Below are 23311 nucleotides of genomic sequence, written 5' to 3'. Positions count from 1 at the left end.
GCACCGTTCGTGAGCTTACGTACCGCTTCGGACGTCGGAGCGGGGTTGACGGTTGCTTATCGTTTATCGATAATATCGAAAAACGATAGGTTCTCACTGGAGGAGGTGGTCCGCGTGCGATGGGACCGCAACGACGGGCGTGCACTGATGGCGGTGCTGTGGGTGGCCGCCGTCCTGATGGGCGGACTGGCGGTGGCGCTCCCGATCGCCCGCATGGCGGGGCTCGGCGTGTCCGAGGTGCGGATCCCGGTCGAGCTCGACCGTGCCGTGTCGGCGCCGGCCGGGCTGTCGGGGGACGGCATCGCGGTCGAAGGGACCCGGGAGGCGGCCCTGGTCGTCACCGACCCGTCACTGGGGCAGCGCCTGCTGACCGAGGGGCCGACGCTCCTGTCCGGGGCGCTGGCCCTGGCGGTGCTGGTGCTCGTGATCCGCATGGCCGCCACGCTGCGCGACGGCGACGCCTTCGCGCCCGCCAACCCCCGGCGGCTGCAGATGGTGGCCGGACTGGTGCTGGCCGGAACCGTCGCGGTGCCGCTGGTGCGGGCGCTGGCCGTCGACCGGCTCTCCGCCCAGGCCCCCGCGGTCTCCGAGGCGGTCGTCTTCGGGTTCGGGGTATCGCTGACGCCGCTGGTGGCCGGGCTCGTGATCGCCGCGCTGTCCGAGGCGTTCCGCCAGGGCGTGAAGCTGCGCGAGGACACCGAGGGGTTGATCTGAGGTGCCGCCGGAGGAACCCGGGCGGATCACCGTCCACCTCGACCGGCTGCTGGAGGAGCGCGGCATGACGGTGACCGAGCTGGCGGAACGGGTAGGGGTGACACCGGTCAACCTGTCGGTGCTGAAGAACGGCCGCGCCAAGGCCGTCCGCTTCTCCACGCTCTCGGCCCTCTGCCGTGAGCTGGGATGCCGCCCGGGTGACCTGCTCGACTACGAGAACTGACCCGAAGACACGGGCACAACAGGAATTGATTCCCGGAAAAGAGGCTGCTCAAACCGGAGGCACGTCCTCTTTGCTCCAATGTTTACGGTTCCGTTTCCGGGAAAAAATCACCTCGCCCTCGGAAAAGCGGGCACCCGGTGAGAAAAGAGGAGACGATGCCGACACTGCAGCCGGCCATGAAGGCCATCCGCCTCGTCGTCCCCGAACGCGAGGAGTTCGCGCCCATCCGCGATCTCGACGGCACCGTGACCCGGGTCGCCGCTCCCAAGGGCAGCTACCGCTACCGGCGCGGAGACGCGTCCTTCGAGTTCGAGACCACCGGCCGGACGGAGGTCTCCGACGGCGTCCGCGTCGAGGTCTTCACCGCCCACCGCGCCGACGTCCGCACGCCCCTCGCCCGGGAAGCCTGAGATACGCCGACGGGGCCGCCCGTCGCGCCCCGTCCGGGGCGGTGCGGGCGGCCCCGTCGGCGCATCGCCGTCGAGGGCGGGCGGCCGGCTACCGGGCGTCGGCGGACTCCGGGGCGCCGCTCTGCCGGTCGGCCGCCTCCACCTCCTCGCGGGAGATGCCCAGCAGGAACAGGATGGTGTCCAGGTAGGGGACGCTCACCGAGGTGTCGGCCTGCTCGCGCACCACCGGCTTGGCGTTGAAGGCCACGCCCAGCCCGGCGGTGCGCAGCATGTCCAGGTCGTTGGCGCCGTCGCCGATGGCCACCGTCCGCGACAGCGGCACCCCGGCCTCGGCGGCGAACCCGCGCAGCGCCTCGGCCTTGCCCCGCCGGTCGATCACCGGACCGACCAGGCCGCCGGTGAGCTTGCCGTCGACGACCTCCAGCGTGTTGGCGGCCGAGTAGTCCAGCCCGAGCCGGTCCACCAGGGCATCGGTGATCTGTGTGAACCCGCCGCTGACGATGGCGAACTCATAGCCCAGGCGCTTGAGGGTGCGCACCAGCGTGCGGGCCCCGGCGGTCAGGACCAGGCGCTCGCGCACCGCGTCCAGGGCGGTGGCGTCCAGCCCCTTGAGCAGCGCCACCCGGCGCCGCAGCGACTCCTCGAAGTCGAGCTCGCCGCGCATCGCCTCCTCGGTGACGCGGGCGACCTCCTCGGCGCAGCCCGCGTGCTCGGCGAGCAGCTCGATGACCTCGCCCTGGATCAGGGTGGAGTCGACGTCCATCACGATCAGGTGCTTGGCGCGCCGGTGCAGCCCGGACGGCTGCAGGGCCACGTCGATCTGCTGGGTGGCGGCCTCCATCGCCAGGTCGCCGCGGAGCGTCTCCGGGTCGGCCCCCGAGACCTCCAGCTCGATGGAGGTGACCGGGTAGCTCGCCAGGCGCTCGATGCGCTCGATGTTGGCCCCCGCGCGGGCGATGCAGGAGGCGATCGCCCCCAGCGCCCCGGGGCGCAGCGGGTCGGCCAGGACGGTCATGTGCAGGCGGTCGTCGGCGGACACGGTCACCCGGCCGTTGCCGGGCGTGAACTCGGCCTCCATCTCCAGATCGATGGAGGTCTTCTCGACGGCGCTGCGGACCTCGTCGAAGACGCGGTCCCCGCTGACGCCGGGGGCGACGCCCTCGTCGACGGCGAGGAGGGCGCCCAGGACGAGCCGGCCCCCGATCACGACCTGCTCCAGGTCGACGAGGGTCACCGGGAAAACGGAGAGGGTGGACAGGAGTCGTGCGCTCACACCGGGGCGGTCGTGCCCGGTCACCGTTACCAGGAGAGTGGAATGCTCGTTCATCGCGTGAACAACGGTACTCGCCCTGCTCTTGGGCGTTGATGGCAGGGCGGTGAGGTTGAATCACGAGTTCACCCGGCGTCCACCGGGGCGTCGCCCTGCCAGGGGTTCTGTCCCGGGCGGTCCTAGGCCTTCTTCTTGCGCTTCGGCTTCTTGGCCTTGACCTCGATCCCGCCGAACATGCAGGTGCCCGTGAGGCGGATCACCGGGGCGTTGGGGTCGGTCACCGCGTCGGTACCGTTGAGCGAGGTCCCCCCGAAGATCGCCGTGGTGGTGTTCACCACACGGACGCCGTGCGGGACGGTGATCTCCAGGCCGCCGAAGAGCACCGCGCACTGCACGGTGATCTCGCGGCGGGCCAGTACCGCCTCCCGGAAGTCCAGCTCGATCCCGCCGAACATCGCCGAGACGTTGGTGCGGGGCTCCACCAGCCAGCGGCCCTTGCGCTCGGCCCCGCCGAACACCGCCACGATGTTCTCCCGGCCCTGGCTCTGCGAGAGCAGCCGCTGGGCCTCGGGCGAGGAGTAGTCGGGCGCCCGGCCCCCCTCCGCGCTCGGCAGCGGCAGGTCCCGGGTGACCTCGGCCAGCTCGCCCACGGTCTTGGCCCGGTAGAGGGCGTCCAGCCGCTCGGAGTGCTCGGCCTGGTCCAGGCGCCCCTCGGCCAGCCCCTCGCGGAGCCGCTCGGCCACCTGCTCGCGGTCGGCGTCCGAGGCGCGCATCTTCTCCGGCTCCATGGCCGCGGCCCTCCCCTGCGTCTGCGGTGCGTCCGTCGAATATGCCATGCCGGTCCCCGGCCCGTTCAGGAGTGCCCGCCGACGGCGCGCGTCGTGACCGAGACCGAGCCCAGGAACACCAGCCCGCTCACGACCACCGTCGGCGCGCCGGGCGCCGCGGGGGCGGCCCCGTCGAGCTCCACCGAGCCCAGGACGGTGTTGGCCCTGTTCTCCACCCGTACCCCCGGCGGGACGACCAGCTCGACGCTGCCGAGCAGGACGGCGCACTGCAGCACCACCCGGGGGCCGGCCATCACCGCCTCGCGCATGTCCAGCTCGATGCTGCCGAGCACGGTCGAGGCGTTGGTGCGGGGCTCCACCAGCCAGCGGCCCTTGCGCTCGGCCGAGGCCAGCAGCGCCACGATGTTCTCCGAGCCGACGGAGGCCGACGGGTCGGGCCCGGACGGCCCGGGCCGCACGGACGGCGCGGACACCGGGCCGCCGGCCGCGGGCAGGTCCGCGGTCAGCGCGGTGAGCTCGCCCATGGTCCTGGCGCCGAAGGCGGTGTCCAGGCGCTCGGTGTACTCGTCGTGGTCCAGGCGGCCGTCGCCCAGGGCCTCCCCCAGGAGCCGGGCGGTGTGCTCGCGGTCGGCGTCCGAGGCGCGCAGCGTGGGAGCGGTCGCGGGGGCGGCGTCGTCGTTCATGACCACGAGTATCGTCCGTGGGGGGCCGACGGGGGATCCGGAACCGACCCTGGGGTTCCCCTGAGAGGCGGCCCCGGCCGACCCTGACCGGGGCGGCGCGGGGCCCGAGCGCACGGTGCACAGGACTGAGGAGAGCAATGGACGGCCAGGTGCTGCGGATGATCGGGGCGGGGGTGCGCCGGGACGGCGCCGACCTGCTGACCGGCGTCGACTGGACGGTCGAGGAGGACGAGCGCTGGGTCGTCCTGGGCCCCAACGGGGCGGGCAAGACGACGCTGCTGGCGCTGGCCGCCGCCGAGCAGCGGGCCACCGAGGGGCGCGTGCGGGTGCTGGGCGAGCCGGTGGAGGAGGCCGACGCCGCCGAGCTGCGCTCGATGGTGGGCTATGCCGGCTCGTCGGTGGCCAACCGGACCCCGGACGCCTCCGTCGTGCTCGACCTGGTGATCAGCGCCGCCTACGGGCTGCTGGGCCGGTTCGGCGAGGAGTACCAGACCCCCGACTTCGGGCGGGCCCGCGCGCTGCTGTCCCAGTGGGGCGTGCTGGAGCTGGAGGGCCGCCGCTTCGGCACCCTGTCGGAGGGGGAGCGCAAGCGGGTGCTGATCGCGCGCTCGCTGATGGCCGACCCCGAGCTGCTCCTCCTGGACGAGCCCGCGGCCGGGCTGGACCTGGGCGGCCGGGAGGACCTGCTGCGCCGCCTGACCCGGCTGGCCGACAGCCTGGAGGCGCCCGCCCTGGCGGTGGTCTCGCACCACGTCGAGGAGATCCCCCCGGGGTTCACCCACGGGCTGCTGCTGCGCGAGGGGCGCATCGTGGACTCCGGGCCGCTGGAGGAGGTCATGACCGCCGACACCCTCGGTGAGACCTTCGGGCTGCCGCTGAAGGTGGAGCGCGACGGGGACCGGTGGAGCGCCCGGGCCGTGTGAGGGGCCGGGGGCCGCCGGGAACGGCGGTGCCGAATGCGGTTCGTGGTCAATCGCCCCATCCGGTCGGCCGCAATGGATCGGCCGAGGAATTCCCTGCGCCCGTCCTGTCCGCATACGGCCAGGTCGGGCGTGTTTGTGCGCTGGTGATCGTCCTTCTTCGCAAAGCAGCGGCACAGGTCGGGATTTATGATCGCGGCGAAGCCCCCCGACCGCCCCGCAGAGGAGAGCCGGAGCCGCCCCCGATGCTTGCCATTGTCCTCATCCTCCTGGTCTTCGTGGCGATCCTGCTCGTCATCGGATGGCGCAGCGTCTGCATCGTCCCGCAATCGGTGGTCTACGTGGTCGAGCGGTTCGGCCGCCACCACCGGGACCTGACGTCGGGATTCAACATCGTCATCCCGTTCGTCGACCACATCCGCGAGCGCATCGACATGCGCATCCAGGTGGTCAGCTTTCCGCCGCAGGCGGCCATCACCCACGACAACCTGTCGGTGAACGTGGACACCGCCGTCTACGTCAAGGTGACCAACCCCTACAACGCCACCTACAAGGTCGCCAACTTCATCCAGGCGGTCGAGCAGCTGGCCTCGGCGACGCTGCGCAATGTGATCGGCGGCATGGACCTGGAGCAGACCCTGACCTCCCGGGACCAGATCAACCGCGAGCTGCGCTCGGTGCTGGACGAGGCCACCGAGGAGTGGGGGATCGAGGTCAGCCGCGTGGAGCTGAAGGCCATCGAGCCGCCGGAGTCGGTGCAGGAGGCGATGGAGAAGCAGATGCGCGCCGACCGCGACAAGCGGGCCGAGATCCTCACCGCGGAGGGCCTGAAGCAGTCGGCGATCCTGCGGGCCGAGGGGGAGCAGTCGGCCGCGGTGCTCAAGGCCAAGGGCGATGCCGAGGCCGAGATGATCAACGCCAAGGCCGAGTCCGATTCGCGGACCCTGCGGGCGCGCGGTGAGGCCGACGCCATCCAGATGGTGTTCAAGGCGCTGCGCACCGGCGAGGTCGACAAGGACATGCTCGCCTACAGCTACCTGCAGAAGCTCCCGGAGATCGCCCAGGGCGACGCCAACAAGGTGTGGATCGTTCCCTCGGAGATCTCCAAGGCGATGGAGGGCATCGGGGACGCGTTCGGACGGCTCCGCCCCGAGGGCGGCGCGGACCCGGGCGCGGAGGGCCGCAGAGGCGGATGACCCCTGGGGCGCGGGCCGTCGGCCCGCGCGGGGGGAGACAAGGTGCGCCGCCGGCCAGGGGGGTCGGCGGCTCCCTCGTGCTCGTCGGTTCCGTGTTCGTTCCGTGCGTGTTCGCGGTCCCCGGGAGGCGGTCCCCCGCCGCCGAGGTCCCGTCAGGGGGTGCGGGTCACCTCGCGCCCGCCTCGGAGCGCTCGTAGCGGCGGCGGGCGCTGTCGAGCAGGTCCCACCAGGACGAGACGTCCGGTCGGCGGCGCAGCAGCGCGCGGCGCTCGCGTTCGGTCATGCCGCCCCAGACGCCGTACTCGACCCGGTTGTCGAGCGCTTCGGCCAGGCATTCGGTGCGCACCGGGCAGCCCCGGCAGATGAGCTTGGCGCGGTTCTGGGCGGCGCCCTGGACGAACAGGGCGTCGGGGTCGGTATCGCGGCAGTTCGCCTGCAGACTGAGATCAGCGGTCCACATGTTGCCCCACTCCCAAGATCAGACATGTGTCGTGCGGTCACACCGGCGGGCGCGGCGCCGGCGACGCGGGGAAAGGGCGGACGGGCCGACAGGGCGTGCGAACCCCGGACCGGTGTGCACACCGGCCCCTCCCGGGGATCGGGCCCTTTTCGGCGCGCGGTGCCCCTCCTCACCGCTGAGGTCGAAACTACGGACCGTGGCGGGGAACCGACAGGCCCCATTCGGCCCATTTCTGAAATAGTCCGTGTGGGTCATAGCCAGATCACCGATGAGTCACCTCGGGTCGGCACATTGTGACGGTCCGCAACCCCCTCCGTAGGGTGGGTCGCCCGCGAGTGAGCGAGGTCACTCCAGGTGAGAGGGGTTTCGGGCGCCCGCGTCGGCGGCGGATGCGGGGGGTGGGCGGCGGGCCGGCGGTCACGATGTGTAGATTGTATGCAGTCCGCATGCGATGGTGCGGGCGCGCACCGCATCCGAACGAAGGTCACCGATGGACGTCTGGGAAGCCCTCGCCATCCTGGCGGCGGGGTTCGGCGCGGGTGCCGTCAACGCGGTCGTGGGCTCCGGGACGCTCTTCACCTTCCCGGTGCTCCTCGCGCTCGGCTACCCCCCGATCACCGCGACCGTCTCCAACACGATCGGGCTGGCCCCCGGTTCGCTCAGCGGCGCCTACGGCTACCGCAGGGAGCTGGCCGGCCAGCGCGGCAGGGTGCTCCGCCTGGGCGTGATGTCCCTGCTCGGGGCGCTCGGCGGCGGCGTGCTGCTGATCAACCTTCCGACCGAGGTGTTCGAGCGGATCGTGCCGGTGCTCATCGGCGCGGCCTGCCTGCTGATCATCCTGCAGCCGCGGATCTCGGCCTGGGCCCGTGCGCGCCGCCCCGCCCGGCCCGACGGCGGCCGGCTTCTGCCCTTCGGCGTGCTCGGCGCCGGCGTCTACGCCGGATACTTCGCCGCAGCCCAGGGCATCGTGCTGATGAGCCTGCTCGGTACGGCCATCGACGACGACGTCCAGCGGCTCAACGCGCTGAAGAACTGCCTGGCCTTCACCGTCAACGCCACCGCCGCGGTGTTCTACATGGTCTTCGCCTCGCCCGCCTGGGAGGCGGTGGCGCTCATCGCCTTGGGGTCGGTCCTGGGAGGGTACGCCGGGGCCAGCCTGGGGCGGCGCCTCAAGCCGGTGGCGCTGCGCGGACTGATCGTGGCCGTGGGGCTCAGCGCCGCCGTGCAGCTGCTGGTCGACTGGTAGGGGCGGACCGGGGGAGGCGGCGGTCCCGCCTCCCCCGGCCGGGCCTCACCCGCGGGAGAAGTACCCCCGCCGGTCGGCGTCGTCGATCAGCGCCGAGGCGTAGGAGCCCAGCGCCTCCGACCCCTCGGCGATGATCTTGACCTTCTCGGCCACCTGAGCGCGCGTCACGCCGTAGCGCACCCACGTCCCGCCCTCGGTGTGCCAGTTCGCCAGCATCGGCGCCAGGCGGTCGATCGCCTTGGCGAACCGGGCGTCGGGGGTGCGCCGGGCCTCGAACTCGTCCCACAGGGCGCGGGTGTGCCGCGCCTGGTCCTCGGGCAGCAGCGCGAAGATGCGGTCGGCCGCGGCCCGCTCGCGCTCGGCCTGGGTGCTCTGCTCCTCGGGGGCGAAGATGAAGGTGTCGCCGGCGTCGATCTCCACGATGTCGTGCAGCACCAGCATCTCCACGACGCGGTCGATGTCGGCCCCCTCGGGCGCGTACTCGGCGAACACGCGGGCGGCGAGCGCCAGGTGCCAGGAGTGCTCGGCGTCGTTCTCCCTCCGGGAGCCGTCGACCAGCATGTTCCGCCGCAGAATGCGCTTGAGCTTGTCCGTCTCCAGGAAGAACCGGAGCTGGGACGTGAGCCGTTCGTGGTCGACCCCGCCGGCGAACACCGGTGCCGGTTCCGTCACGTAAGTCGCCCTCCTCGATGATGTCGGATGGACTCGGGGGATAGCCTCGGACGCCCGGCGCCGCTCGGGATGGTCCCATGGAACGGGCGCGGGCTGACGTAGCGGAGACCACGGGGGGAGCCGGCATGGAGCGACGGGTGAACGCACGGACACGACTCCTCGTCGTCGGAGGCGACGCGGCGGGCATGAGCGCGGCCTCGCAGGCACGCCGCCGGATCGGTCCCGACGGCCTGGAGGTCATCGCCTTCGAGCGCGGCGCCCACACGTCCTATTCCGCATGCGGCATCCCCTACCTGGTCGGGAAAACCGTAGCCGGTCCCGAGGACCTGGTGGCCCGGGACCCCGCGACTTTCCGGCGGGACCAGGCGATCGACGTGCGGACCGGAACCGAGGTGCGCGCGCTGGACCTGGACCGGCGCACGGCCGAGGCGGTCGGCCCGGACGGCCGCGTGTACACCGAGCCGTTCGACCACCTGATGGTGGCCACCGGGGCCGTCCCCGTACGCCCTGGCCTGCCCGGGGACGAGACCGAGGGCGTGTTCGGGGTGCAGACCCTGGACGACGGCATCGCGGTCACGGCCTACCTGGAGGAGCGGCGGCCCAAGCGCGCGGTGGTCGTAGGAGGCGGGTACATCGGCCTGGAGATGGCCGAGGCGTTCGCCATGCGGGGGCTCGAGGTGACGGTCATCACGTCGGGCGCCGAGCCGATGTCCACCCTCGACCCCGACATGGGCGCACTGGTGCACGGTGCGATGGCGGAGATGGGCATCGACGTGCGCACCGGGGAGCGGGCGAGCGCCATCGAGGCCGAGGGAGGCCGGGTCGCGGCGGTCGTGACGCCGGAGAAGACCTACCCCGCCGACATCGTCGTCCTGGGGCTGGGCGTGCGTCCCGGCAGCGACCTCGCCCGGGAGGCCGGACTGGAGATCGGCCCTACGGGCGGCATCGTCGTGGACGCCAGGATGCGCACCTCGCACGAAGGGGTGTGGGCCGCGGGGGACTGCGTGGAGAGCTTCCACCGGATCAGCAGGAGGCCGGTGGCGATCGCCCTCGGGACGCACGCCAACAAGCAGGGGCGTGTGGCGGGCATCAACATCGGCGGCGGCTATGCGCGCTTCGAGGGCGTTCTGGGGACCGCCATCACGAAGGTGTGCGACCTGGAGGTGGCCCGCACGGGCCTGAACGAGGCCGAGGCCGAGGCGGCGGGGTTCGCGTTCGAGGAGGTGACCATGGAGTCCACGACCCGCGCGGGCTACTACCCGGGGGCCACCTGGATGACGGTCAAGCTCCTCGCCGAGCGCCGCAGCGGCCGCCTGCTGGGCGGACAGATCGTGGGACGGGAGAACTCCGGCAAGCGCGTGGACGTGCTGGCCACGGCGCTCTGGAACGGGATGGACGTGGAGGACGTCGCCGGGATGGACCTGGGCTACGCCCCGCCCTTCTCCCCGGTGTGGGACCCGGTCCTGATCGCGGCCAGGAAGTTGGCCGAACGCATCGGCCACTGAGGGGTGCGGAACACCGGGGGAGACGGCCCCGCGGTCGGCTGCGGACCCCGCCTCAGGGAGGGCAGGGCGAAGCGGTCAGGAATCGAGAAGCGCCGGTCACGGGCCCGAACCTAGCATTGTGACCATGGCGAACATCGAGTACATCACCCTGGGAGCGGCCGATCCCGCGGCCGCGGAGCGCTTCTACAAGGACGCCTTCGGCCTTGAGGGCGGCCAGGTCCGTGTCCAGCTCTCTGAGGAGCCGTCCTCGGGCTTTCGCGGGTACACCCTGTCCATCGGGGCGTCCCAGCCCGCGGACGTCGACAGCCTCCTCGGCGCCGCCGTCGATGCGGGGGCCGAGGTCCTCAAGCCCGCCGCCAAGTCCTTCTGGGGCTACGGAGGCGTGGTCCGGGCCCCGGACGGTGCGGTCTGGAAGGTCGCGAGCTCATCGAAGAAGAACACCGGCCCTGTCAGCCGGCGGGTCGACGACATCGTGCTGCTGCTGGGCGTCGCCGACGTGGCCGCGAGCAAGCGGTTCTACGCCGGGCAGGGCTTCCCGGTGGCCAGGAGCTTCGGGCGGACCTACGCCGAGTTCGACGCGGAGGGCGGCGTGTTCACCCTGGCGCTGTACCGGCGCCGGGCCCTCGCCAAGGACCTCGGCGTGGACGCCGACGGCGGCGGGTCGCACCGGATCACGGTCCACAGCGGGGCCGGGGCCTTCACCGACCCGGACGGCTTCGTCTGGCAGGACGCGGCCGCTCCCCGGCCGTGACGGTTCCCCCGTGCGCGGCCGCCCGGACGGCGCCTACCCCTCGGACAGGTGGCGGTGGAACCACTCGGTCAGGGCCCGGTCGGCCAGCACCCCGCCCGGGGTGGGAGGTCCGGGCTGGAGGCCGGGCTCAGGGCCCAGGGTGTGCGCCAGGTCCGGCACGACCGCATGGCGCACCCGGTCGGGGCCGGTGTACGGGGCGAGGGCCGAGCAGAGCCCGCGCCCGTGGTCCGGCGGCACCACCTCGTCCTGGCCGCCGCTGACCACCAGCACCGGCGGGACGGGGCTGCGGGCCGCCATGTCGGCGGCGCGCCCGGCCACGTCCAGCCGCAGCGCCGCGTCGCGCGCCGGCTCGCTCCAGGCGTAGGGGACGCCGGTCCGGCGCTCACGCGCCGCGATCACCCGCTGCGGCGCGGTCACCGGGTTCACCACCCCCGCCGCGGCCACCGGCAGGTCGGTCTCGGCCAGCGCCAGCAGCGCCGCCGTGCCGCCGGCGCCCACCCCCATCAGCCCCACCGGGCCGTCGACCACCGGGAACCGCCCGGCCAGCTCGGCGGCGGCCGCGTGCAGTTCGGCGCAGGCCTGCTCCACCACCGGGGCGTACAGCCGCAGCAGGTAGTCGGCGCGTCCCAGGTCGTTGACGGCGGCCACGCCGCCCTCGGGCAGGCGGGCGCCGAACAGCGGCAGCCCCAGATACATCCGCCAGGCCGGCAGCGAGGCCATCGGCAGCGTCCCGGCCAGGGCCGTCTCGCCGCGCGGCGGCTCGAACGCGTGCAGCGCCAGCACCATCGGCGCGCGGGGGCCGCCGATCGCGGGCGGGACCGCGAGGAAGGGGACGCCGGCCGCGGTCCCGGTCACCGGACCCGGTGCCGGGCCCGCCGCCGGTCCGACGTCGGTTTCGGTGTGCGTCAACGAGGGCTCCTCGGTGTCAGGCGAAGTGCCGGCCCAGGTAGCAGCGGAGCATGAGCTTCGCTTCGGCGATGAGCGCCGGGTCGCCGTCGGGGTCGGCGCGGAAGGCCAGCTTGAGCACCGCGTCGGCGGCCTCCACGGCGACGGTGACGGCGCGGTCCAGGTGCTCGCCCTCCTCGGCCCCGGCCACGGTGGTGAGCAGCTCGCGCAGGCGCGCGGCGATCACGCCGTTGTTGTCGGAGGAGGTGTCGAGCAGGCGGACGTCGACGATGTCGCCGAAGTGCAGGCTGCGGAAGCCCGGGACGGTGCGGTGCATGTCCAGGTACTCGTCGATGATGACATCGACGGCCTCGCTCCAGTGATCGAACCCCCCGTTCTTGAGGCGGTCGGCCACGCGGGAGCTGAACATGTCCAGGTAGCGCAGCACCAGGGCCTGGGTGATCGCCCTCTTGTCCGGGAAGAACTGGTAGACCGAGCCGATCGCGACGCCGGCCCGTTCGGCGATGCGCGTGGTGGAGAGTCCGCCGTACCCGCCCTCGTCCAGGAGTTCGGCGCAGGCATCCAGCATGCGCTGGACGCGGGCCATGCTCCGCTGCTGTGCGGGCCGTCGGCGCAGCGGGGCGCTGGCGAGCGCGGGCTCGACGGCGATGGAACTGCGGGAAGTAGTCATCACCTCCCTATGATGCCTTTCCGGAATCAAATGGTTCCCGTAATATTCCGGGTTCGTGCCCTGCGAATGCGGGGACGGTGAATTGGCCGAATCCGGCCCCGCCGGGCGGGTGTCACCCCCTCCCGGGGCTGGTAGAAGGGGTGGTCCGGTGAGTGCAGGCGTCCCCGAGGGGGTCCCCGAGTTCCCGCCCGGATTCCTGTGGGGCGCGGCGACCTCCTCCCACCAGGTCGAAGGGGGCGCCGACGAGCGCGGCCGGTCGGTCTGGGACGCCTTCGCCGAGGAGCCCGGCCGGATCGCCGACGGCTCTACCGGCGCCGTCGCCTGCGACCACTACCACCGCTCGGCCGAGGACACGGAGTTGTTGCGGCGGCTCGGGGTAAGCGCTTACCGTTTCTCCATGGCCTGGCCCCGGATCGTTCCCGAGGGGCGCGGCCGAGTGAGCACGGCCGGGTTGGACTTCTACGACCGGCTCATCGACGGCCTGCTCGAAGCGGGCATCGAGCCGGTCCCCACGCTGTACCACTGGGACCTCCCCCTGCCCCTCGAAGAGCGCGGAGGGTGGCTCGCCCGTCGGACCGCGGACCTGTTCGCCGACTACGCCCAAGTGGCGGTGGACCGCTTCGGCGACCGCGTCCTCCGGTGGATCACCCTCAACGAACCGTTCATCCACATGGCACTGGGGTACGCGTTCGGTGTGCACGCTCCGGGAAAGGCGCTCATGACCGGCGCGCTCCCCGCTGGGCACCACCAGCTGCTGGCGCACGCGCGCGCTTCGGCGGTGCTGCGGGAGGCGGGCCGCAGGGTGCTGCTTACCGACAACCTCACGCCCGTGGAGCCGCTGAGGGACGAGGACGACGGGGACAGGGCGGCGGCCGACGCCTACGACGCCCTGCACAACCGCATGTTCCTCGACCCGATCCTGTTGGGGGCCTATCCGGACCTCGGGGCCTATGCGGCGGCAGGCGCGGGCCCTCTGGAGGAGGCGGTCCTGCCCGGGGACCTCGACGAGATCGAAGGGTCGGTGGACGCCCTGGGCGTCAACTACTACAACCCGACCGTGGTCGCGGCGCCCGGCCCGGACGACGGCGGACTGCCGTTCGCCCTGCCGCCCTACACCGACCGCCACCCGGGGACGCCGACCACCGCGTTCGGCTGGCCGGTGGTGCCCCGCGGGCTGTACGACCTCCTGACCGGACTGCGCCGGAGCTACGGTGACCGGCTCCCTCCGGTCTTCATCACCGAGAACGGGTGCTCCCGCGACGACGCCCCCGACGACGAGGGGCGCGTCGCCGACGCGGAGCGCTGCTCCTACATGGACGGGCACCTGCGCGCGCTGGCGGACGCCGTCGCCTCCGGGATCGACGCGCGGGGCTACTTCGCCTGGTCGCTCATGGACAACTTCGAGTGGGCGGAGGGCTACACCCAGCGCTTCGGCTTGGTGCACGTCGACTTCGACACCGGGGAGCGCACCCCCAAGGACTCCTACGCCTGGTACCGGGCGTGGATCGCAGGCCAGAACAGGGACTCCCCGCGTTGATCTCGGGGAAGCCGGGCTTGTACCGGCCGGTATTACCCCGACTTCCCCGAGATCAACGCGGGACACGAGCAGTACGAGCAGAGCAACCCGACCCGAAGGAACCAGTCATGACGGGGATCCCCGAGGACACCACCGAGGCCGCGCTCGACCGGGTGATGGAGGCGGCGGCCGCGGCGGCCCCGGACTTCGCCGCGATGCGCCCGGCCGACCGCGCCGCGGTGCTGCGGTCGGCCGCCGACGCGCTCGACGAGGCGGCCGAGGAGCTGGTGCCCATCGCGATGGAGGAGAGCCGGCTGCCCGAGGCGCGCTGCCGGAACGAGCTGGGGCGCACCACCTTCCAGCTGCGCCTGTTCGCCGACCACGTGGAGGAGGGGCGCTACCTGGAGGCCGCGGTCGACCGGCCCGACGGGCAGTGGGGCATGGGGCCGCGGCCGGACGTGCGGCGGATGCTGGTCCCGGTGGGGCCGGTGGTGGTGTTCGGCGCGAGCAACTTCCCCTTCGCCTTCAGCACGGCGGGCGGCGACACCGCGTCGGCGCTGGCGGCCGGGTGCCCCGTCGTCGTCAAGGCGCACCCGGGGCACCCGCGACTGGCCCGCCGCACCGGGGAGGTCGTGGGCGGGGCCCTCGCCAAGTCGGGGGCGCCGGAGGGCGCCTTCGCGGTGGTGTACGGGCAGGAGACGGGGCGCAGGGCGGTGCTGCACCCGCGGACGCGGGCGGTGGGCTTCACCGGGTCGATCCCGGGCGGGCGGGCGCTGTTCGACCTGGCGGCGTCGCGGCCCGACCCGATCCCGTTCTACGGCGAGCTGGGCAGCGTGAACCCGGTGTTCGTCACCCGGGCGGCGATGCGGGAGCGCGGCGGGGAGATCCTGGAGGGCTACGGGGGGTCGTTCACGCTGGGGGCGGGGCAGTTCTGCACCAAGCCGGGCGTGCTGCTGGTCCCGGCGGGCGCTCCGCTGGACCCGCTGGTGGCGGACGTCCGGGGGCGCGCGGCGGCGGAGCTGCTGAACGACCGGGTGGCGTCCGGCTTCGCCTCCGGCCTGGAGCGGCTGCGGGACCGGGACGACGTCGAGGTCCTGGTCGAGGGCGAGGACGGGCCGGAGGGGTGGACGCCGTCGCTGCTGCGGACCACCGTCGACGCCCTGCTGGCCGACCCGGAGGGGCTGCTGGAGGAGTGCTTCGGCCCGGCGTCCCTGGTGGTGACCTACGAGGACGAGGAGCGGCTGCTGGAGGTCGCCGAGCGGCTCCAGGGGCAGCTCACCTCCACCGTGCAGGGGGAGGAGACGGACGCGATCGCGCCGAGGCTGCTGGCGTCGCTGGCCGAGCACGCCGGGAGGGTGCTGTGGAACGGGTGGCCGACGGGGGTGTCGGTGACCTACGCGATGCACCACGGCGGGCCGTACCCGGCGTCGACGTCCCTGCACACGTCGGTGGGGACGACGGCGATCCGCCGCTTCCTGCGCCCGGTCGCCTACCAGGGCGTCCCGAACGCCCTGCTCCCTGAGCCCCTGAAGGACGAGAACCCCCTGAACATCCCCCGCCTGCTCGACGGAGCCCCGGAGTAGCCGGCCGCATGCGCCGGGGGCGGGGAGGCCTCCCCGCCCCCGGCGCTCGCCACTGGGGCCATTGCCCGGGGCTCGGCGATCGATCGTGGTGAATTCACCACTCCAGGACACCGATAGTGGCGATTCCACCACTATCGATGCACGGAGGGCCGCGCTTCTTTTGGAGCGGCCCCACGGATGCCGCAGCGCACTCGGCGGCGATGGCTCCCGCCAGATGGTTCGGGAGTCAGCGATTCCCATGCCAGATCAGGCGTTGCCCGAACGTTCCGCAGTCAGCGGCCTTCTGCCGCCGTACCCGTTCCAGCTCCGAGGCGTCGACGCCGTGCAACCGTGCAAGGGCATGGACCACCTCCAGAACATCGGCGAGTTCTTCGACGGCGTCCGCCGACTCGTCGGCCTCCAAGTACTCGGAGACCTCCTCGCCGAGCTTCGCTCGCAGCTCGTGCTCGTACTCGCCCTGATCGGCGACCGTGATCACGGGGGTGAGTCCGTCACCGGCGATGATCTCGGGGATGCGGTCCCGGACCAGCTTCTTCGGCAACCACGCCTCCATCTGAGAGCGCCCCGGCCCAGGTGCCCCCGAACCGATATGTCGACCGCACCTTACCGAGCGGTGCTGACATGCGCCTGCCGAGTTCCCCGGCGCCATCACCCCAGGAGGCCTAGGAGATAGGCGGTGACGAGCATCCCCAGGACCGTGCAGGCCTGGCGGGCGCTCTCGATGGAGGTGTACTGCGGGAGATGAGGACGGGAGCGCCGAAGGCGCTGTCTCCAAGAGGGCTTCCTCTTCTTCGCGGGCGCACCGGAAGGGGCTTGAGAAGGTCGGGCGTCTCGCAGCCCTGGTGGAGTAGCCCTCCTCACGGAGACGCGATCGGCATGAGGCTCTGCGTGGTCCTGGGGACCGAGTTCGTTCTGGAGGCGGGCGAGCCAGGGCGGAAGGGGCCGCTGGTCGTCGTCGTGATCGTGGGCGGGCAGGCGCAGGAGCGCGGACGGCCTGTGTTCAGAGGGCGGTCGCATCTGGGCGTAGGGGCGGGCACGGTTGAAGCGTCGGCCTTTGGGAGCGGCCAGGACGGATCGGATGTGCGGGTTGGGCTGGGTCGTGGGCCCTGTCGCGGCGGTCGCGGGGGCCTGGGGGGTGTTCATGGCACCGGTGGTTCCTTGCGTTCGGTCCGGTCGTTGTGGGTGAGGGGTGCTGCGGCCGCCCCTCCTTCTTTTCGTGGTGGGCGGGCCGGGGAGTGCGGTGCCGCCCCCTCGTCTCGCGGCGCCGTACTCGTCGACTCGCCGTGTTCTCCCTCCCGGGGCGGCCGCAGCGGTCTATGGGTGGTTCAGCCAGTGAAGATGAAGGCCTCCAAACCGCGGGGAACCCCGCCGGGGTCGACGGGCAGGTCGGCCCACACGCACAGGCCCAGGTTGAAACTGGGGTGGGGCAGGACGGGGAAGTAGCCCCATCGGCGGGCGATGGAGTCGATGAGGAGCAGTCCGCGCCGGCCCTCGGCCTCGGCCCAGTCGTCGGCGGTCCGGTCGGTGGGCACGGCGGGCCGGGCGGTGGTCCATCCGGAGTCGGTGACCTGCAGCCGGAGGGTGTCGGGGCGGTGCAGGCTCAGGCGGCGGACGACCTCGCCGCCCTCGGCTCCGGAGGCGGTGTAGGCCACGGCGTTGGCGAAGAGTTCGGAGCAGCACAGCTCGACGGTGGCCACGGCCTCCTCGGGGAAGCCCTTGAGGTCGGTGCGCACGTGGGCGCGCACGCGCGCGGCCTGGCAGAGCGTTCCGGGGTAGATGCGCGGCTCCCACCGGACGGGGCGGAAGGCGGGCGGGTGCGGAGCGCGGGATGAGGCGGACATGGAAGCCCCCACGGGTTTCGTGCGCCGCCGGTGGCGACGTCGGTACGACCAGTGAGCTTCAGCATGCTCATGTAAGCCGGAAAATACAACAGCCGGATTTAAACTCAGTCGCAATATGCTCGAATGAGAAGTTTGGGTGGCCGGAAGGTCGTTATGATCGCTGCACCTGGCGTACCAGCTCGGAGAGGCGCGATGTCGAACTCGATGCCGGTAAGGCGTCGGCACCTGATCATCCAGCTCAAGAAGCTGCGCACGGCGGCCGGTCTGTCGCAGCACGCCGTCTCGCACGAGATGGGGTGGGACCGGCAGAAGATCCTTCGCATCGAAGCGGGACGCTTCCAGCGGATCAACTCGGCTGACGTCATGGCCTTGTGCAAGCTGTACGGGGCGAGCGAAGACGCAACACGCGAACTGGTCGACATCGCGCTCCAGTCGCGTAAGCACAAGCCATGGTGGTTCCGCTATAAGGAAGTCTTCCCAGGGCCGTTCGTCAGTCTTGAGGCCGAGGCGACCCACATCCAGGACTTCACAATCGGCTTGATTCCGGGCTGGTTCCAGACACGGGAGTACATCGCGGCACTCATGGCCCGGTCAGCGGACGTCACGGAAGAAGAAGCAGCGCAGCGGATCGACTTCCGGGTGGAACGCCAGAGTGCGGTCCTGGACAGGGATGCGCCCCCGGCGATCTGGAGCATCATCGATGAGGCGGCTCTCCGACGCCTCGTCGGTGGGCCCGAGGTGATGAAGCGGCAGATCGCTCACCTCTACGAGCTGACCAAGCGGCGCAACATCAATATCCAGGTGCTTCCCTTCGATGCCGGCGCACATGCCGGGGGAACGGTGCCGTTCGTCATTCTCGGCTTCGAGGGAGGAACCGACACGGTCGTCTACATCGAGTCTCCGGGAGACGGCTTCTACATCGAAGCGGAGGACGAGATCGCCCGCCATAAGCTGGTCTTCGACCGCATCCAAGCCACCGCCTTGTCGGTCGAGGACTCCGCCGGACTCCTGTCCGACTTGGCCTGAGTGGAATCAGCGAAGCGAGGACCACCGATGGACCTGACCACCGCTGTGTGGCGCACGTCCAGTTACACCAATGCCAACAGCAACCACTGCGTCGAGGTCACCGACTCTCCTGGTGCCAGCGCCGTGCGCGACACGAAGCACCGCGGCCTCGGCGCCCTGCTCTTCGACTCCCCCGAGTGGCGGGCGTTCATCGACGCCGCCAAGCGGGACACCTTCTGACTCCCCCCACCTCCTTCCTCCCCTGCACTCCGTCGCCGGTGCGGCCGTCTGCGAGGACGGCCGCTCCTCGGCCGATCGTGAGCATGCTCGGCATCGGTCGTCGCCCCTTGCACGCCGCGATTCGTATCTGACTCCGATGGAGGAACCGGGATGGCTCACCCCTGCGATGCCGTCGACGCTGCCGTGGAAGCCGTGGACGAGGCCCATTACCGCGGTCGGGACGGGCGCGCGGTCGACCACACGACCCCTGTCGGCGTCATCGCTCGGCATCTCCGCGTGCTCGATGTGCGGCCGGGGATGCGCGTCCTGGAGATCGGGACCGGGTCGGGGATGTCCGCTGCGCTCCTGGCCGAGCTCGTCGGGCCCCACGGGGCCGTGGTCAGCATGGACATCCGCGGCCGGCTCGTCGAGCGTGCCGACGTGCTGCACCGGGAGGCCGGTTACACCGGCATCGTCTCCATCAGCGGCGACGGGATCGTCGGTGCACCCGAGCACGCGCCGTTCGACCGCATCGTCGCGTGGACCACCCCCGACCGCATCCCCCGGACGTGGGTCCGGCAGACGGTGGAAGGCGGCCGCGTCCTTCACCCCCTCGCGATGGCGGCCATGACCTACTCGACGGCGATGGTCTCCTTCACCGCGGCGAAGGGGCGCCCCACCGACCTGCGCCTGCACCGGGGCGCGTACGTTCGCATGGCCGAGCCGTACAACGAGCGCTTCGAAGCCGACGATGCCGCAGCGCGTGACACCGGGGCCGACGCCTACCTTTCGGCGCCATGGCTGCACGACCGACCCGAACAGGCCGCCGAGCTGCTCGACACCCTCGTCCACTCCTCCCTGTATGAGGCTGAGGAGGGCCTGGACTGGCCGACCACCGACCATGTGCGCACGTGGCTCATCGCCCGCAATCCGGAGGGCCTCGTCTCCGCCGGAGTGGGGAACCGGGTCGGATACGGGGTCGTCGACGGCGGCCACATCGCTGTGCTGGGGGTGCTCCCGGATGCCCGGGTCATGGCCGACGCCCCCGATTCACCTGCGTTGAAACGTCTGCGCGGCCTCCTGGACGAGTGGAAGCGAGCAGGAATGCCGGAGACGGAGGCCCTCTCCGTCGAGGCCGTGGCCGTGGAAGACGGGTGGCAGGCGGCGGTTCGTTGAATCGCCGCGGGCCGACAACCGTTCTTGTGCGGGTCCGGAGGCTCGGAGCGGCGATGAGTTTCCTTCTCCGGGGCAGTCCCAAGACCAGTCCCACCACTGTCACCGGAACCACGGGGAGGAACCCATGCCGCAGCTCCTGAAGGTCCAGAACTTCACCGTCACCAGTGACGGCGTCGCCGCCGGTGAGGACCAGAGCCTGGACAAGCCCTTCGGAAGCGACATCGACCCGCAGGCGCTCTTCGCCTGGGCCGGGGCCACGGCGAGTTGGCCCAACCGGACCGACCCCGGCGGCACCCGGGGCCTCGACGACTACTTCACCCGGGACTTCTCCCGGAACATCGGCGCCGAGATCATGGGGCGCAACAAGTTCGGCCCCCAGCGCGGCCCCTGGGAGGACCACGAGTGGCAGGGCTGGTGGGGGGACGAGCCCCCGTTCCGTACCCCGGTGTTCGTCATGACCCACCACCCGCGCCCCTCCTTCACCCTCTCCGACACCACGTTCCACTTCGTCGGCGGAGACCCGGCGACCGTCCTGGAGCAGGCGAAGGAGGCGGCGCAGGGCAAGGACGTCCGGCTGGGCGGCGGCGTCACCACCGTCCGGGAGTTCCTGGACGCCGACCTCGTCGACACCATGCACATCGCGGTCGCGCCGGTGAAGCTCGGGTCCGGCCTGCGCCTGTGGGAGTCCCCCGACGAGCTGCGCGACCGCTTCCACCTGGAGGTCGTCCCCAGCCCGAGCGGGGTGGTCCACCACCTCTTCTGGCGCAAGTGACGCACCCGCCGGCGCCCCCACGGGCCGACGCTCCCGCCGCAGCCGTGGGGCGAGGGCGGCGCCGGTAGCCGAGTGGGGGGCCGACGTACCCCTACTCAGGTACGAACGTCCTGACGTCGTGGTGGACCCTGCACCCCTGCGAATCGGCGTGTGCGCGCCATATCGCCTGACCCCCTCTTCCGCCTAGGTTTGTCATGTCATGAGGAGAACATCCGAAGACGGGGGAACAGGCCATGTCCGTGACCAGGACGGAATCGGAGCCGAGGGAAGGAGGGCAACGGAGGGGCAGCGACTTCGCCCGGCTCTCTCGACGGATCGAGCAGGCCGGACTGATGGAGCGCACGCCGCGGTACTTCGCCGTCCGGCTGAGCCTGATCGGTGCCGCCTATGCCGCGGCATGGGCCGCGTTCGCGCTGCTCGGCGACACCTGGTGGCAACTGGGGACCGCGGTCGTCCTCGCGGCGGTGTTCGGACAGGTCGGACTGGTCGCGCATGAGCTCGCGCACCGGCAGATCTTCGCCAAGAGGCGTCCGAGCGAGGCCGTCGGCCGCATCGTCGGCAACCTCGGCATCGGCCTGGGGTACGGCTGGTGGCAGGACAAGCACACCCGCCACCACGCCAACCCCAACCACGAGGACCTGGACCCCGACGTCCAGCCCGAGGTCTTCGTCTGGTCGCAGGACCAGGCGCGCGCCGCCTCCCGGATTCCCCGCCTCATCGGCCGCTCACAGGCCTTCCTCTTCTACCCGCTCCTCCTGCTGGAGGGCTTCAACCTGCACGTGGGCAGTGTGCGCGCGCTGTTCCGCCCGACGACCAAGCGCCGGGGGACCGAGGCGGTGCTGCTCGGCGCGCACTTCGTGCTCTACCTGGCGGCCGTGTTCACGGTGCTCGACCCGGTCAAGGCGGTCGTGTTCATCCTGGTCCAGCAGGGCCTGTTCGGGGTCTACCTCGGCTGCATCTTCGCGCCCAACCACAAGGGCATGCCCACCCTCAAGAAGGGCCAGAAGCTCGACTTCCTCCGCAAGCAGGTGCTGACCTCGCGCAACGTCCGGGGCGGCTGGTTCACCGACATCGCGCTGGGCGGTCTGAACTACCAGATCGAGCACCACCTCTTCCCGAGCATGCCCAGCCCCAACCTGCGCCGTGCCCAGCCCATCGTGCGGGAGTACTGCGAGGAGAACGGCATCTCCTACCACGAGACCGGCTTCCTCCGCTCCCATGTGGAGGCGATGGCCCACCTCCACCGCGCAGGCGCCCCCTTGCGCAAGGCCGTCTGAGCGGCACCGTCCGGAGGACGCCCCCGCCGCCGGGCGGGGGCGGACCGGTCAGAAGCCGACCCGCCGCAGCAGCTCCACGACGCCGCCGGGCCCGAGGGCCGCGACGTGCGGGTGGTGGCGCCAGAGCCGGTGAACCTCCCGGCCCCACGAGACCAGCTCCTCGTCCGGGTACGACCGCCCCCGAAGCCCGCCGGCCTCCTGAGCCGCTCTGCACACGTGCTCGAGCCGTTCCTCAACGGCCGCCGTGCGGCTGCGCAGTGCCTCCAGCCGTTCAGGAAGGCCGAAAGCGGGCTCTCCGGAGGCCGCGAGCTCCAAGAGCGTCGGCAGTGCGAGAGCGCTGAGCCGCCCCTTGGCGAACCCCGTGCGGGCCGCGACGGTGTTCTGCACGCACCACCACGCCGCCATCCTCGGAGCCCAGCGGCGGACGTGGTCGCCGGTGGCCGTCGCCACGCTGATCTCGGCCACGCGTAGGCGCTGCCGTGCGGTCGGCGCGTCACCCCCGGCGAGGTGGACGCCGATGCCGAGCAGTTCGTCGACCCAGGCGGCGGCCGCACGGTCGATCTCGTCCGTGCTGTCCTGCGTGATCAGGAACGGGCCCAGGACGCGGAACAGGATCTCGGCGAGCGACGAGAACCAGTCGGACCGGGACAGGGTGGCGCTGAACAGCGGGTCGATCAGTGCCTCGTTGGGGCGGAGCGTCTCCCCGGTCAGCAGCCGGCGGGACGTTCCGGCCTCGGGGGCCACGGCGACACGGTCGGTGACCTCCGCGGCCGACCCCGGCCGGGTGGGCACGGCGACCAGCGGCGGCCGGGTGCGGCACGGCCGCGGCTCGCGGAGCGCGAACAGGCCGCTCGGCCGGTGCCACAGCGCGCGGTCGAGCACCCAGGGCTCGTGGAAGGCGGTGCGCGCGAGCTTCGCCGAGTCGATGACGGAGCCCCCGCCCACGGCCACGAGCACCTCGGCGCCGCACCGGCGCATCCGGTCGTGGACGGTCCGGGCCCCGGCGACCGTGGCCGGTTCCTCCGGCGGGAGGACCGCGGTGTCCACCTGTACGCCGGCCTCGCGGACGCCTTCCACCGTGCGCCGCAGGTGGTCGGTGGCCTCGGCCGTCCCCGTGTCGCCCACGACCAGGGCACGGGTGCCGAGGAGCGTGCACCGGCGCCCGGTCTGCGCGCCGGCGCCGGCGGCCAGGACGCGTGTCTGGTCCTCCGAGGCGGCACCGGCAGGGTTCGCGGCCGTCACGAGGGGCCGTTCCGCCCCTGGTGCGCCGTTCGGCGGGCGTTCCAGGCGAGCTTGGCCAGCACCCCGACGAGGAGGACGCCGCCCCCGACGAGCGGGTACCAGGCCCACCCGGGCTCCGGGCCGCCCAGTCCGCTCAGCCCGATGGCGATGAGGATGACGCCGCTCAGTGCGACCGCGTACTCGCGCTTCCGCCATACGCGGGCCGCGAGAGTAGAGAGTTCCATGCCGCCTCCTCAGGGACGGTTGCGGTGGGTTCGCTGCGGTGC

The 23311-nt window shown here is 72.0% G+C and carries 26 protein-coding genes; 15 read left to right on the top strand and 11 right to left on the bottom strand.

From position 1 onward, the window contains the following. The first annotated feature begins 114 nt into the window (after window positions 1–114). The 3 genes from C892_RS0105710 (at window position 115) to C892_RS0105700 (ending at window position 1347) form a co-directional block, all read left to right on the top strand. A complete protein-coding gene (locus C892_RS0105710; protein ID WP_026124154.1) occupies window positions 115–714 on the top strand; it encodes a DUF2975 domain-containing protein in 600 nt (199 codons plus the stop codon). A gap of 1 nt (window position 715) precedes the next feature. Beyond that, window positions 716–937 (top strand): helix-turn-helix domain-containing protein, encoded by a 222-nt coding sequence (locus tag C892_RS0105705; RefSeq protein ID WP_017539799.1) that lies wholly within the window; start codon window positions 716–718, stop codon window positions 935–937. Between the two features lie 155 nt (window positions 938–1092). Further along, a complete protein-coding gene (locus tag C892_RS0105700; protein WP_017556443.1) occupies window positions 1093–1347 on the top strand; it encodes a hypothetical protein in 255 nt (84 codons plus the stop codon). Between the two features lie 88 nt (window positions 1348–1435). Here C892_RS0105700 and serB read toward each other — a convergent pair whose 3' ends face one another. From serB to C892_RS0105685, 3 genes are all read right to left on the bottom strand, one after another. Further along, window positions 1436–2674, bottom strand: coding sequence for a phosphoserine phosphatase SerB (serB, locus tag C892_RS0105695; RefSeq protein ID WP_026124153.1), 1239 nt, complete (start codon window positions 2672–2674; stop codon window positions 1436–1438). 122 nt (window positions 2675–2796) lie between these two features. Then, a complete protein-coding gene (locus C892_RS0105690) occupies window positions 2797–3405 on the bottom strand; it encodes a DUF1707 SHOCT-like domain-containing protein (protein WP_017556441.1) in 609 nt (202 codons plus the stop codon). Between the two features lie 65 nt (window positions 3406–3470). Beyond that, window positions 3471–4088: a DUF1707 SHOCT-like domain-containing protein gene (locus tag C892_RS0105685; protein ID WP_017556440.1), complete on the bottom strand. Its 618-nt coding sequence runs from the start codon at window positions 4086–4088 to the stop codon at window positions 3471–3473. 137 nt (window positions 4089–4225) lie between these two features. On the opposite strand from C892_RS0105685, the gene C892_RS0105680 reads away from it, so the two are divergent. Beyond that, a complete protein-coding gene (locus C892_RS0105680) occupies window positions 4226–5011 on the top strand; it encodes an ABC transporter ATP-binding protein (RefSeq protein ID WP_017539794.1) in 786 nt (261 codons plus the stop codon). Between the two features lie 242 nt (window positions 5012–5253). Further along, entirely contained in the window at window positions 5254–6204 is a 951-nt protein-coding gene (locus C892_RS0105675; protein WP_017539793.1) for an SPFH domain-containing protein, read from the top strand. A gap of 166 nt (window positions 6205–6370) precedes the next feature. Here the strand turns inward: C892_RS0105675 and C892_RS0105670 are convergent, their stop codons facing one another. Then, window positions 6371–6664, bottom strand: coding sequence for a WhiB family transcriptional regulator (locus C892_RS0105670; RefSeq protein ID WP_017539792.1), 294 nt, complete (start codon window positions 6662–6664; stop codon window positions 6371–6373). A 490-nt stretch (window positions 6665–7154) separates the two neighbouring features. Between C892_RS0105670 and C892_RS0105665 the strand changes: the two genes are divergently transcribed. Continuing rightward, window positions 7155–7910: a sulfite exporter TauE/SafE family protein gene (locus C892_RS0105665; RefSeq protein ID WP_017556439.1), complete on the top strand. Its 756-nt coding sequence runs from the start codon at window positions 7155–7157 to the stop codon at window positions 7908–7910. A gap of 45 nt (window positions 7911–7955) precedes the next feature. Here the strand turns inward: C892_RS0105665 and C892_RS0105660 are convergent, their stop codons facing one another. Continuing rightward, window positions 7956–8582 (bottom strand): HD domain-containing protein, encoded by a 627-nt coding sequence (locus tag C892_RS0105660; RefSeq protein ID WP_026124152.1) that lies wholly within the window; start codon window positions 8580–8582, stop codon window positions 7956–7958. A gap of 125 nt (window positions 8583–8707) precedes the next feature. Between C892_RS0105660 and C892_RS0105655 the strand changes: the two genes are divergently transcribed. Both C892_RS0105655 and C892_RS0105650 read left to right on the top strand, forming a co-directional pair. After that, the gene (locus C892_RS0105655; protein ID WP_026124151.1) at window positions 8708–10087 is read left to right on the top strand and encodes an FAD-dependent oxidoreductase; all 1380 of its coding nucleotides are present in this window, start codon (window positions 8708–8710) and stop codon (window positions 10085–10087) included. A 118-nt stretch (window positions 10088–10205) separates the two neighbouring features. After that, entirely contained in the window at window positions 10206–10838 is a 633-nt protein-coding gene (locus C892_RS0105650; protein WP_017556437.1) for a VOC family protein, read from the top strand. A gap of 33 nt (window positions 10839–10871) precedes the next feature. Here C892_RS0105650 and C892_RS0105645 read toward each other — a convergent pair whose 3' ends face one another. Continuing rightward, window positions 10872–11747 carry an alpha/beta hydrolase family protein gene (locus tag C892_RS0105645; RefSeq protein WP_017556436.1) on the bottom strand — a complete coding sequence of 292 codons (876 nt, stop codon included), beginning with the start codon at window positions 11745–11747 and terminating at the stop codon, window positions 10872–10874. Window positions 11748–11763: 16 nt separating this feature from the next. Further along, window positions 11764–12330 (bottom strand): TetR/AcrR family transcriptional regulator, encoded by a 567-nt coding sequence (locus C892_RS0105640; protein ID WP_017539786.1) that lies wholly within the window; start codon window positions 12328–12330, stop codon window positions 11764–11766. A gap of 232 nt (window positions 12331–12562) precedes the next feature. Between C892_RS0105640 and C892_RS0105635 the strand changes: the two genes are divergently transcribed. Further along, entirely contained in the window at window positions 12563–13951 is a 1389-nt protein-coding gene (locus C892_RS0105635; RefSeq protein WP_017556435.1) for a GH1 family beta-glucosidase, read from the top strand. Further along, window positions 13915–15513 carry an aldehyde dehydrogenase (NADP(+)) gene (locus C892_RS0105630; protein ID WP_275041810.1) on the top strand — a complete coding sequence of 533 codons (1599 nt, stop codon included), beginning with the start codon at window positions 13915–13917 and terminating at the stop codon, window positions 15511–15513. Before C892_RS0105635 ends, C892_RS0105630 begins: the two co-directional genes overlap by 37 nt. 226 nt (window positions 15514–15739) lie before the next feature. On the opposite strand, the gene C892_RS0105625 is transcribed toward C892_RS0105630, so the two are convergent. After that, the gene (locus tag C892_RS0105625) at window positions 15740–16054 is read right to left on the bottom strand and encodes a nucleoside triphosphate pyrophosphohydrolase (RefSeq protein WP_239647270.1); all 315 of its coding nucleotides are present in this window, start codon (window positions 16052–16054) and stop codon (window positions 15740–15742) included. Between the two features lie 784 nt (window positions 16055–16838). Beyond that, complete coding sequence (locus C892_RS0105620) at window positions 16839–17354, bottom strand: ATP-binding protein (RefSeq protein ID WP_017556433.1); 516 nt, start codon at window positions 17352–17354, stop codon at window positions 16839–16841. Between the two features lie 192 nt (window positions 17355–17546). On the opposite strand from C892_RS0105620, the gene C892_RS0105615 reads away from it, so the two are divergent. From C892_RS0105615 to C892_RS0105595, 5 genes are all read left to right on the top strand, one after another. After that, the gene (locus C892_RS0105615; RefSeq protein ID WP_017556432.1) at window positions 17547–18380 is read left to right on the top strand and encodes a helix-turn-helix domain-containing protein; all 834 of its coding nucleotides are present in this window, start codon (window positions 17547–17549) and stop codon (window positions 18378–18380) included. Between the two features lie 27 nt (window positions 18381–18407). After that, complete coding sequence (locus tag C892_RS0105610) at window positions 18408–18599, top strand: DUF397 domain-containing protein (protein ID WP_017556431.1); 192 nt, start codon at window positions 18408–18410, stop codon at window positions 18597–18599. Window positions 18600–18749: 150 nt separating this feature from the next. Further along, the gene (locus C892_RS0105605) at window positions 18750–19754 is read left to right on the top strand and encodes a protein-L-isoaspartate O-methyltransferase family protein (protein ID WP_017556430.1); all 1005 of its coding nucleotides are present in this window, start codon (window positions 18750–18752) and stop codon (window positions 19752–19754) included. Between the two features lie 124 nt (window positions 19755–19878). Further along, window positions 19879–20526, top strand: coding sequence for a dihydrofolate reductase family protein (locus C892_RS0105600; RefSeq protein ID WP_017556429.1), 648 nt, complete (start codon window positions 19879–19881; stop codon window positions 20524–20526). A gap of 332 nt (window positions 20527–20858) precedes the next feature. Continuing rightward, window positions 20859–21803, top strand: a complete 945-nt coding sequence (locus C892_RS0105595) for a fatty acid desaturase family protein (protein WP_017556428.1) — start codon at window positions 20859–20861, stop codon at window positions 21801–21803. Window positions 21804–21851: 48 nt separating this feature from the next. Here C892_RS0105595 and C892_RS0105590 read toward each other — a convergent pair whose 3' ends face one another. After that, the gene (locus tag C892_RS0105590) at window positions 21852–23045 is read right to left on the bottom strand and encodes an iron-containing alcohol dehydrogenase (RefSeq protein WP_017556427.1); all 1194 of its coding nucleotides are present in this window, start codon (window positions 23043–23045) and stop codon (window positions 21852–21854) included. Beyond that, window positions 23042–23269 carry a hypothetical protein gene (locus C892_RS0105585; RefSeq protein ID WP_017556426.1) on the bottom strand — a complete coding sequence of 76 codons (228 nt, stop codon included), beginning with the start codon at window positions 23267–23269 and terminating at the stop codon, window positions 23042–23044. The genes C892_RS0105590 and C892_RS0105585 overlap by 4 nt, the downstream gene beginning before the upstream one ends. Window positions 23270–23311 lie beyond the last annotated feature (42 nt).

This window comes from Nocardiopsis baichengensis YIM 90130 (assembly GCF_000341205.1).
Taxonomy (GTDB): domain Bacteria; phylum Actinomycetota; class Actinomycetes; order Streptosporangiales; family Streptosporangiaceae; genus Nocardiopsis_A; species Nocardiopsis_A halophila.
Note: the sequence above shows the minus strand (reverse complement) of the source record. Positions and strands in the feature narration are given on the sequence as shown.

Coding starts and splice junctions, on each gene's coding strand:
- C892_RS0105700 (WP_017556443.1), top strand. CDS start 1,093: ATGCCGACACTGCAGCCGGCCATGAAGGCCATCCGCCTCGTCGTCCCC.
- serB (WP_026124153.1), bottom strand. CDS start 2,674: ATGAACGAGCATTCCACTCTCCTGGTAACGGTGACCGGGCACGACCGC.
- C892_RS0105690 (WP_017556441.1), bottom strand. CDS start 3,405: ATGGAGCCGGAGAAGATGCGCGCCTCGGACGCCGACCGCGAGCAGGTG.
- C892_RS0105685 (WP_017556440.1), bottom strand. CDS start 4,088: ATGAACGACGACGCCGCCCCCGCGACCGCTCCCACGCTGCGCGCCTCG.
- C892_RS0105680 (WP_017539794.1), top strand. CDS start 4,226: ATGGACGGCCAGGTGCTGCGGATGATCGGGGCGGGGGTGCGCCGGGAC.
- C892_RS0105675 (WP_017539793.1), top strand. CDS start 5,254: ATGCTTGCCATTGTCCTCATCCTCCTGGTCTTCGTGGCGATCCTGCTC.
- C892_RS0105670 (WP_017539792.1), bottom strand. CDS start 6,664: ATGTGGACCGCTGATCTCAGTCTGCAGGCGAACTGCCGCGATACCGAC.
- C892_RS0105665 (WP_017556439.1), top strand. CDS start 7,155: ATGGACGTCTGGGAAGCCCTCGCCATCCTGGCGGCGGGGTTCGGCGCG.
- C892_RS0105655 (WP_026124151.1), top strand. CDS start 8,708: ATGGAGCGACGGGTGAACGCACGGACACGACTCCTCGTCGTCGGAGGC.
- C892_RS0105640 (WP_017539786.1), bottom strand. CDS start 12,330: ATGGCCCGCGTCCAGCGCATGCTGGATGCCTGCGCCGAACTCCTGGAC.
- C892_RS0105620 (WP_017556433.1), bottom strand. CDS start 17,354: ATGTCCGCCTCATCCCGCGCTCCGCACCCGCCCGCCTTCCGCCCCGTC.
- C892_RS0105615 (WP_017556432.1), top strand. CDS start 17,547: ATGTCGAACTCGATGCCGGTAAGGCGTCGGCACCTGATCATCCAGCTC.
- C892_RS0105610 (WP_017556431.1), top strand. CDS start 18,408: ATGGACCTGACCACCGCTGTGTGGCGCACGTCCAGTTACACCAATGCC.
- C892_RS0105605 (WP_017556430.1), top strand. CDS start 18,750: ATGGCTCACCCCTGCGATGCCGTCGACGCTGCCGTGGAAGCCGTGGAC.
- C892_RS0105600 (WP_017556429.1), top strand. CDS start 19,879: ATGCCGCAGCTCCTGAAGGTCCAGAACTTCACCGTCACCAGTGACGGC.
- C892_RS0105595 (WP_017556428.1), top strand. CDS start 20,859: ATGGAGCGCACGCCGCGGTACTTCGCCGTCCGGCTGAGCCTGATCGGT.
- C892_RS0105585 (WP_017556426.1), bottom strand. CDS start 23,269: ATGGAACTCTCTACTCTCGCGGCCCGCGTATGGCGGAAGCGCGAGTAC.